General features: G+C 45.3%; 4 protein-coding genes. 1 reads left to right on the top strand and 3 read right to left on the bottom strand.

Annotated elements, in window-relative coordinates:
* Positions 1-157: 157 nt before the first annotated feature.
* Positions 158-2,767 carry a leucine--tRNA ligase gene (gene leuS / locus C7Y66_RS29820; protein WP_106548308.1) on the bottom strand — a complete coding sequence of 870 codons (2,610 nt, stop codon included), beginning with the start codon at positions 2,765-2,767 and terminating at the stop codon, positions 158-160.
* A 183-nt stretch (positions 2,768-2,950) separates the two neighbouring features.
* Here leuS and C7Y66_RS29815 point away from each other — a divergent pair, with 183 nt between their 5' ends.
* Positions 2,951-3,382 (top strand): gamma-glutamylcyclotransferase, encoded by a 432-nt coding sequence (locus C7Y66_RS29815; RefSeq protein WP_106548307.1) that lies wholly within the window; start codon positions 2,951-2,953, stop codon positions 3,380-3,382.
* Positions 3,383-3,440: 58 nt separating this feature from the next.
* Here the strand turns inward: C7Y66_RS29815 and C7Y66_RS29810 are convergent, their stop codons facing one another.
* Entirely contained in the window at positions 3,441-4,019 is a 579-nt protein-coding gene (locus C7Y66_RS29810; protein WP_106548306.1) for an anti-sigma factor, read from the bottom strand.
* 166 nt (positions 4,020-4,185) lie between these two features.
* Complete coding sequence (locus C7Y66_RS29805; protein ID WP_106548305.1) at positions 4,186-4,845, bottom strand: sigma-70 family RNA polymerase sigma factor; 660 nt, start codon at positions 4,843-4,845, stop codon at positions 4,186-4,188.
* Positions 4,846-4,987: the final 142 nt, after the last annotated feature.

The raw sequence follows: 4,987 nt of genomic DNA, 5'->3' as shown, positions 1-4,987 counted from the left end.
AATCAAACAAGTATTAGGTAAAGGAGGATAAAAGTAATTTTTCATTTTTTACTGCAATGAATTTAGCAATTCATTTCCGTATATTTAATTGTATATATATTTAAAATCAAAAAGGTGGGCAATGCCCACCTACAAAAGCTCGCTCGGCAATTATCAATTATCCGATCGCAAAATTCACTAGTTTTCCAGGTACGACGATGACCTTTTTAATTTCCTTGCCTTCAACATATCGCTGCGCGGGTTCCGATTCTCGTGCTAGCTTTTCTTGCATTTGTCGATCGGCTTGAGCGGGAACTTGAATTGTGCCTCTAGTTTTACCATTAATCTGAATTACTAATGTCATTTCATCTGCTACCAAAGCATCTGGATCGGCTTTCAACCACGACTGTTTGTGAACCGATTCCTGGTTTGCGATCGCGTGCCATAATTCATCGGCAATGTGAGGCGCAAATGGAGCCAACAAGAGAATTAATGTTTTAATTCCTTCCGCATACACTGGAGAATCTTTGCACGTTGCATCAGCCAGGGCATTGCTGAGTTTCATTAACTCAGAGACCGCTGTATTAAATTGGTATTCGCCTTCTAAATCTTCGGTAACTGCTTGAATCGCCGTATGAATCGCCCGTCGCAAATCCTTTTCAATTTTGGATTTTGGATTTTTGATGGATGTTTCTTTTACAGTTGCTTGTTGGGCAAACTCGGTGACTAATTGCCATACCCGATTCAAAAAGCGAAATTGTCCTTGAACATCTGCTTCATCCCACTCCAAATCTTTTTCTGGGGGTGCTTTAAACAGAATAAACATTCTAGCGGTGTCTACCCCATACTTGGCTATCACCTCTTCTGGAGCAACACCATTACCCTTAGATTTAGACATGGTAGCGTAGACGAGTTTTAATGGTTCGCCCGTTTGTGGATCGCGAGGATCGTCGGCATTGACAATCGAGGTGGGAACCCACTTATCTTTGTCTGCTTTATTGGGATTCATATAAGTCAATCCCTGAACCATGCCTTGAGTTAACAGACGTTGGAAAGGTTCGTCAAAGTTGAGCAAATTGCGATTGCCTTCGGCACCTTCCTGCGGGCGATCGCGCAAGACTTTGGTAAAGAACCGCGAATATAATAAGTGTAAAATCGCGTGTTCGATTCCTCCAACATATTGATCTACGGGCATCCAGTCATTAACTCGTGCTGAATCAAATACTTGCTTGTCATTCTTGGCATCGGGATACCGCAAGAAATACCATGACGAATCAATAAATGTATCCATCGTGTCTGTCTCTCGCTTCGCTGGAGTGCCGCAAGTGGGACAAGGTACGTTAACCCAGCTTGACAACTGCGCTAAGGGCGAACCACCGCGACCCGTAAATTCTATATCTTCTGGCAACCTTACGGGTAAGTCTGCTTCTGGTACGGGTACGATACCGCAGTTAGGACAATGAACGATAGGAATGGGTGCGCCCCAATATCTCTGACGAGAAATCAGCCAGTCTCTGAGGCGATATTGAATTCTGGCTTTACCCCAGCCTTGTTTCTCGGCGTATTCAATGACTGCTTGTTTGCCTTTTACTGAATCTGTGCCATCAAAAGAACCAGAATTCACCATAATTCCTGGTTCCGTATATGCTTCTTGTAGAGGTGTTACACGTAACGTTTCTACATCATTGTTGGGTGGCACAATGACAACCTGAATCGGCAGATTATTACCTTGAGCAAACTGAAAATCTCTGGTATCGTGGGCGGGAACTCCCATGACTGCCCCAGTACCGTATTCATAAAGTACATAGTCAGCAATCCAAATCGGAATTTCCGCCCCTGTAAATGGGTTAATCGCCATTCCGCCTGTAGGAATACCCCGCTTGGGTTTATCCTCAGCCATGCGTTCTAATTCGCTTTCAGCTGCAACCTCTTGGATAAATGCTTCTACAGCAGCTTGTCTGTCTGGTGTTGTCACCTGACGAGTCAAAGGGTGTTCCGGCGCAAGAACAACATAGGTAACGCCGTAAACCGTATCGGGACGAGTGGTAAAAACGCCGATTTTTTCCGAACTACCAACTATGGGAAATTCTAAATATGCCCCTGTAGACTTCCCAATCCAGTTAGCCTGCATCAGCTTGACTCTTTCGGGCCAGCCTGTCAATTGGTCGAGGTCTTGCAGCAATTCTTCGGCGTAGTCGGTAATCTTTAAGAACCACTGTTTGAGTAATTTTTTCTCAACTTTTGCTCCACTGCGCCAAGAACGCCCTTCACTATCAACTTGTTCGTTTGCCAATACTGTTTGGTCAACGGGGTCCCAGTTAACGGCTGCTTCTTTTTGGTAAGCAAGTCCAGCTTGCAAGAATTGTAAGAAGATCCATTGCGTCCACTTGTAATAATCGGGCGAACAAGTAGCAAGTTCTTTATCCCAGTCAATCGACAACCCCAGTCGCTTTAACTGGTCGCGCATTTGGACGATATTTTGTTGGGTCCATTTAGCAGGGGGAATATTATTTTTAATGGCAGCATTTTCGGCGGGTAAACCGAAAGCATCCCAACCCATAGGGTGCAGTACCCGATACCCTTGCATTCGTTTGAGGCGAGCAATTACATCCGTAATTACGTAATTACGGACGTGACCCATGTGCAGGCTACCCGATGGATAGGGAAACATGGATAGGGCGTAGAATTTTGGCTTATCTTTATTTTCTTCAGTCTTGTCTATACCTTGTTCTATCCAGGCTTTTTGCCACTTTTCCTCGATCGCTGCGGGATTATAACGGGACTCCACGAATGAGACTCCTATTGATGCGTTCGTGTCTGTCTCAATATTTTAAATTACTGGTAATGGGTAATGGGTAATTGGTGATGGGGAAGTCAAAATTCAAAATTCACGCATTAATTCCGAATTCTTCCCACGCACCACGCACCACTCATTACACCCCACACCCCACACCCTACACCCTGTTCTCTGATGACAAATGACGAAATCATAAAAGTCTTTGTATATGGTACGCTCAAGCCTGGAGAGGCAAATTATCAACAGTTTTGTGCGGATTATGTAGTGGCAGCACAAGAGGCGATCGCATTGGGACAATTATTCGATCTACCTTTGGGATATCCAGCCATGACTCCTGGCAGTCTCAAAGTTTATGGATTTCTCCTTTCTTTTGCCAATCCAGAGATTTTACAGCAGCTTGACTGGCTGGAAGATTATGACCCGCAAAGAGCGATCGCCGAAAACGAGTATTATCGGCAGCAAATAGAAGTCTACGATACTTCTCTAGCGCCTTTAGGTATCGCTTGGACGTACTTGATGACTCTAGAACAAGTACGTACTTTTGGTGGCGTTCTTCTTCCTGACGGCTGGTGGAGCAGTCACAAATCAGCGACCAGTGACCAGTGACCAATTATCGGTTGTCACTAGTCACTAATCACTAGCCACTCACGACTCACGACTCACTTCAATTAAAATTCTTATTTTGTGGATGTTGTGGCTCTATCGGTCGATTATTCTGATTTTGTCTTTCACCGTTTGGTGAGGGGATCGCGATCTTGGGGATTTCTACCACTGGGTCGTTGATAGCGACCATAAGTGGTTCAATTTTGGAGAGTCGGGCAAGTTGTGCGATTGGTGAGTTTGGTAGGGTAGCGATCGCGCCTACAAACACAGCTGCAATGGCAGTACCACCCCACACGATTGCCTGCCGTTTTGATCGACGGTGTATCCTTTGATAGACCTGTTGAATAGTTTGTTCTACAGGTTCTTGTGTCGGTACTGGCAGCGTTCCAATTCCTTGACGGAGGTTAAGCAAGCGCTCGTACAGCCGCTTGGTTTCTGGATCGTGTTCTAGCCATGTCTCTACCTCTCGCCTTTCGGCAGCGGTAACTTCCCCGTCCAGATATGCGCTCAGTAACTCGAAGCGATCGCGCTTCAACATATCCATAGCACCGATTAATTGATTTGCCTCAATAGTATGGTGTTTATCTATTTCCCCTGAGTCGGGGCGATTGTCGATCCAACGTTTTTCATCAGAGGTCATTTTAACATCATCACCCACTTATTCATAGATATGCCTAGATCGGTCTTTCCACCAAGCTACCGAGTTTGCTGATATTTCTGAAGATTTTAAAGATTTGAGTTAGAGTTTCGATCTACTTGCAAACGTATATTCTGGTGTCATTGCTGTCTATCTTCAGACTGACTGATTATTGACCGTTAAGATAATTTTGCAGTTGCGATTGGAGTCTAGCTCTAGCTCTAGCAATTCTCGATTTGACGGTTCCTAAAGAAACGTTGGTAATTTCTGCAATTTCTTCGTAGGGCATTCCTTCAATTTCTCGCAGTACGATAGTTGTGCGAAATACTTCGGGCAGATCTGCGATCGCCTCTTGCAACTGCTCGTAAAACTCTCGCGTTGTCAACTCTTCTTCCGGGCTAGGATTATCTCCGGCGATTTCCCAGTCCATCTCTCCATCTTCGGCGATGCGGGGAGTATCTAGAGATAAGGGATGTTTAACTCGCTTACGTTTGCGTAATTCATCGTAGAAGATATTGGTGGCAATACGACTCAACCAGCCTCGGAATTTAGCTGGCTCATTTAGCCGCTTGATGTTGCGGTAAACGCGAATCCAAACTTCCTGAGCTAGATCGGCTCTATCTTGCCAATCAGGTGCTAAATGATACAACATGCGCTCTACATGGGGCTGATAACGGCGTAACAACTCGGCAAATGCAGCCTTGTCTGGACGCAGCCCAGCCTGACAGCGCAAAATGAGATCGCGATCGGATAGCTTTTCTACTGTCACTGCCGCTGGAGTAACCGTTGCGTGAACTGTTGACCAGCATACAGGAATTGATTGACTCATAAATGCCAATGGCTCGAAAACATTCCCGATTCATAGACTGCCCCACTTTACAGAAGTTCCCTACAGCAAAGCGGAATCTGTCTCAAGTTAGAGACGTGAATCTGATACCAGTATGTTCCCGAAGCCGGGGGCTGAAATGGGG

The sequence above is a fragment of the Chroococcidiopsis sp. CCALA 051 genome (assembly GCF_003015105.1).
GTDB lineage: Bacteria > Cyanobacteriota > Cyanobacteriia > Cyanobacteriales > Chroococcidiopsidaceae > Chroococcidiopsis > Chroococcidiopsis thermalis.
Note: the sequence above shows the minus strand (reverse complement) of the source record. Positions and strands in the feature narration are given on the sequence as shown.

Bases quoted from the DNA above. Each gene is read 5' to 3' on its own strand.
- C7Y66_RS29815 (WP_106548307.1), top strand. From the start codon at position 2,951: ATGACAAATGACGAAATCATAAAAGTCTTTGTATATGGTACGCTCAAG.
- C7Y66_RS29810 (WP_106548306.1), bottom strand. From the start codon at position 4,019: ATGACCTCTGATGAAAAACGTTGGATCGACAATCGCCCCGACTCAGGG.
- C7Y66_RS29805 (WP_106548305.1), bottom strand. From the start codon at position 4,845: ATGAGTCAATCAATTCCTGTATGCTGGTCAACAGTTCACGCAACGGTT.